4 protein-coding genes and 1 pseudogene are annotated in these 3,593 nt (G+C 53.7%); 2 read left to right on the top strand and 3 right to left on the bottom strand.

Annotated elements, in window-relative coordinates:
• Nucleotides 1-62 precede the first annotated feature (62 nt).
• Together ACJHYR_RS27175 and ACJHYR_RS27170 are read left to right on the top strand one after the other, a co-directional pair.
• On the top strand, nucleotides 63-809 hold the full coding sequence (locus ACJHYR_RS27175; RefSeq protein ID WP_071448054.1) for a transcriptional regulator: 747 nt from the start codon (nucleotides 63-65) through the stop codon (nucleotides 807-809).
• Nucleotides 809-1,303 (top strand): FidL-like protein, encoded by a 495-nt coding sequence (locus ACJHYR_RS27170; RefSeq protein WP_410233192.1) that lies wholly within the window; start codon nucleotides 809-811, stop codon nucleotides 1,301-1,303. The genes ACJHYR_RS27175 and ACJHYR_RS27170 overlap by 1 nt, the downstream gene beginning before the upstream one ends.
• Nucleotides 1,304-1,330: 27 nt before the next feature.
• Here the strand turns inward: ACJHYR_RS27170 and ACJHYR_RS27165 are convergent, their stop codons facing one another.
• From ACJHYR_RS27165 to ACJHYR_RS27155, 3 genes and pseudogenes are all read right to left on the bottom strand, one after another.
• Nucleotides 1,331-1,747, bottom strand: coding sequence for a fosfomycin resistance glutathione transferase FosA3 (locus ACJHYR_RS27165; RefSeq protein ID WP_014839980.1), 417 nt, complete (start codon nucleotides 1,745-1,747; stop codon nucleotides 1,331-1,333).
• Nucleotides 1,748-2,006: 259 nt separating this feature from the next.
• Nucleotides 2,007-2,324, bottom strand: a pseudogene (locus ACJHYR_RS27160) (IS5/IS1182 family transposase); the annotation flags it as partial.
• Nucleotides 2,325-2,358: 34 nt separating this feature from the next.
• Nucleotides 2,359-3,234, bottom strand: a complete 876-nt coding sequence (locus tag ACJHYR_RS27155; protein ID WP_001617865.1) for an extended-spectrum class A beta-lactamase CTX-M-14 — start codon at nucleotides 3,232-3,234, stop codon at nucleotides 2,359-2,361.
• Nucleotides 3,235-3,593: the final 359 nt, after the last annotated feature.

The following is a 3,593-nucleotide window of genomic DNA, read 5'->3' as shown; positions in this document are numbered from 1 at the left end:
TATTATGGTGATCCCCTGGGCGAAATGCGCCTGGTAAGCAGAGTTTTTGAAATGTAAGGCCTTTGAATAAGACAAAAGGCTGCCTCATCGCTAACTTTGCAACAGTGCCATCCCTCACCGCCAGCGCCCTGTTTAACTATTTTCTGCGCCATACCGAGATTGTCAGCCGGGAAGATGTTCTGAAAAAAGTCTGGGATGACAATGGATTAACCTCATCCAACAGCAATCTGAATCAGTATCTCAGCATGCTGCGGAAGACCTTTCGCCATTACGGCGTCGATAACATCATCGTCACCGTCTCGCGCGGCTATTTGCAGCTTAATCCCGAGGTCATTATCGAAGCGCTGGACGACGCGCCGCCGGTTTCACCACAACAGACGCCTGCCGAACCGCCGCCCGTTACGACAACGCCAGACGCACCGCGCTCCGCACATGCTCGCGGGATGTGCTGGTACATGGCCGGAGCCTGCTTGCTCACCATTGCCCTGCTTCTGGTTGCCTTCAGTCTGGTCGGCATCAGTGAATCCCAGCCTATCGCGCTGACCCGCCTCAGCCATAGCCAGTGCGAACTGCTGGCCAGCGATGAAATGCGACGTTCGGTCAGTGAAGAGTCCTACGGCAAAAACTTCGATGAGGTACGCCAGCGGCTGAATATTGCCTGTAAACCCGGTGAACGTTTTCTTTTCTTCTACGGCGATCGGCTCGAAACCAACGGGCTGGGGCGCGTGTTCCTTGCCCACTGCGCCATGCATGAAGATAACCCGTTCAGCTATTGCGATAACTACTTTTACTACTCCTGGAAGCCGTAATGAGACTCGCGCCGCGTCCGTTCTTTGCCCTCTGCGTTCTGGTATTTATTGCCGCCGCCGCGTTTAGCGCCTGGCGGCTGCTGCCTGCCGACAACGCGGGTGTCATGAGCTGTTCCACTAAGGGCATCATGCGCTTTGAGAACATGGACAAAGAGAACGTTAACGGCAATATTCACTTCAATTTTGGCGCGCAGGGTAAAGGCTCGATGGTGGTCGAAGGTTACACCGACTCCGCCGCCGGCTGGCTCTACCTGCAACGCTACGTGAAGTTTACCTACAGCAGCAAACGCATCTCGGCCACCGAGCGTCATTACCGCATCAATCAGTGGGAATCGAGCGCCTCCTCGATTGATGAATCGCCGAACGTGATTTTCGACTACTTTATGCGCGAGATGTCCGACAGCCACGACGGCTGTTTCTCAACGCTCAGAAGCTCAACGAAAAGGCTATCTTGCTCAGCTCTATCAATTCACCGCTGTGGATCTGCACGTTGAAATCCGGCAGTAAGCTGAACTAACCCGTCAATCAAAAAAGACCATCCCCTTGTAGGGGCGTTCGCGACAGGCGGCCAGCCGCTGCGCCAGATTCCCCACATGCAGCTCCAGCTTATGGCCGTCAGGGTCGAGAAAATAGTAAGACGCCCCTTCACTGCGGTTATCTTTCCATACCTCAGCCCCCGCCTGCGCCAGCAGAGCCACCACCCCGGCAAACTCTTCTTCCGCCACGCTGAAGGCGTAGTGGGTATAGTCGCTTTCCTGAGGGGGCGTTTTACGCCGCTGCTCATCCAGCGACAAGCACAGCCACAGCGCCCCACAGGAGAGATAGGCTCCGCTATCCCAGCTGGCGTGCAGGCGCATTCCAGGTAACTGCTGATAAAATGCCAGGCTTGACGCCAGATCGCTGACCGCCAGCGTCAGATGATTCAATCCCTGCAGCATGACTTTTCCTCCCGTTATCAAACCCTGTTGTAAACTGTGATCGGCGACGCATCCCCTCCCGGCCTCACCTCATCACCGGCTAAAAAGCGCATTTTTTGCGTTTAGCCTGCCATCGGAAACCTGCGCCTCGCCACACTAATCCCCGCTCTATGTTACCCCTTTTTTGAAATCATTTAGCAATCCAATAACATTTCATCCCCCCGGAAAAAGCGGGCTAAAAATCGCCTTATTGAAGACCAAATCAGCACCGACATTACACCGGGCAGCGTAGCGGAACGTTCATCAGAGAAAAAATGGAATCAATAAAGCCCTGCGCAGCGCGCAGGGTCAGCCTGAATACGCGTTTAATGACCAGCACAGTCGTGATGGCAAGGTCAGAATAGCGCTGAGGTCTGCCTCGTGAAGAAGGTGTTGCTGACTCATACCAGGCCTGAATAGCTTCATCATCCAGCCAGAAAGTTATGGAGCCACGGTTGATGAGGGCTTTATTGTAGGTGGGCCAGTTGGTGATTTTGAACTTTTGCTTTGCCACGGAACGGTCTGCGTTGTCGGGAAGATACGTGATCTGATCCTTCAACTCAGCAAAAGTTCGATTTATTCAACAAAACCAGTTACAGCCCTTCGGCGATGATTCTCGCCGCTGAAGCCAGCACATCGCGGCGGCTCTCTGCGTTCTGTTGCGGCTGGGTAAAATAGGTCACCAGAACCAGCGGCGCACGACCCTGCGGCCAGATCACCGCAATATCATTGGTGGTGCCGTAGTCGCCGCTGCCGGTCTTATCACCCACAGTCCACGACGTCGGTAAGCCGGCCCGAATGCTGGCTGCGCCGGTCGTATTGCCTTTGAGCCACGTCACCAACTGCGCCCGCTGGGTTTCGCCCAGCGCATGACCCAGCGTAAGCTGACGCAACGTCTGCGCCATCGCCCGCGGCGTGGTGGTGTCTCTCGGGTCGCCGGGAATGGCGGTATTCAGCGTAGGTTCAGTGCGATCCAGACGAAACGTCTCATCGCCGATCGCGCGGGCAAAAGCCGTCACGCCTCCCGGGCCACCGAGCTGGGCAATCAATTTGTTCATGGCGGTATTGTCGCTGTACTGCAACGCGGCCGCGCTCAGTTCTGCCAGCGTCATTGTGCCGTTGACGTGTTTTTCGGCAATCGGATTGTAGTTAACCAGATCGGCAGGCTTGATCTCGACAGGCTGATTAAGCAGCTGCTTTTGCGTTTCACTCTGCTTAAGCACCGCCGCGGCCGCCATAACTTTACTGGTACTGCACATTGGAAAGCGTTCATCACCGCGATAAAGCACCTGCGTATTATCTGCGGTATCGATGAGCGCGACGCCCAGCCGCCCTCCGCTGCTTTTCTCCAGCGCCGCCAGCTTTTGCTGCACCGCACTCGTCTGCGCATAAAGCGGCGCGCTGCCCAGCAGCAGCGGAATGCACGCCGCCGCCGCGAACATCATCCGTTGCACTCTCTTTGTCACCATCTCAAACTCCCAATACGGTCAATCCGTGTTACATCAGTATTCCCTAAATTCCACGTGTGTTTTTTATTAGCTTCAAAAATCACTATTTCACGAAGAATTTAGACTGCTTCTCACACATTGTAACATTATTTACAACCACCTTTCAATCATTTTTGATAAATCATTGATTTCATCTTTGCTGCAATGATACTTAATAAACTCTGCAAGTTATCCACAGAGCAACACTCAATTTTATTGATGATATTCTTATGGCACTGTTGCAAAGTTAGCGATGAGGCAGCCTTTTGTCTTATTCAAAGGCCTTACATTTCAAAAACTCTGCTTACCAGGCGCATTTCGCCCAGGGGATCACCATAATA

It is taken from the genome of Escherichia sp. WS1450, assembly GCF_046487395.1.
GTDB lineage: Bacteria > Pseudomonadota > Gammaproteobacteria > Enterobacterales > Enterobacteriaceae > Escherichia > Escherichia coli.
Note: the sequence above shows the minus strand (reverse complement) of the source record. Positions and strands in the feature narration are given on the sequence as shown.

Excerpts from the sequence above, each read along its gene's own strand:
- ACJHYR_RS27170 (WP_410233192.1), top strand. The coding sequence starts at position 809 with ATGAGACTCGCGCCGCGTCCGTTCTTTGCCCTCTGCGTTCTGGTATTT.
- ACJHYR_RS27155 (WP_001617865.1), bottom strand. The coding sequence starts at position 3,234 with ATGGTGACAAAGAGAGTGCAACGGATGATGTTCGCGGCGGCGGCGTGC.
- ACJHYR_RS27165 (WP_014839980.1), bottom strand. The coding sequence starts at position 1,747 with ATGCTGCAGGGATTGAATCATCTGACGCTGGCGGTCAGCGATCTGGCG.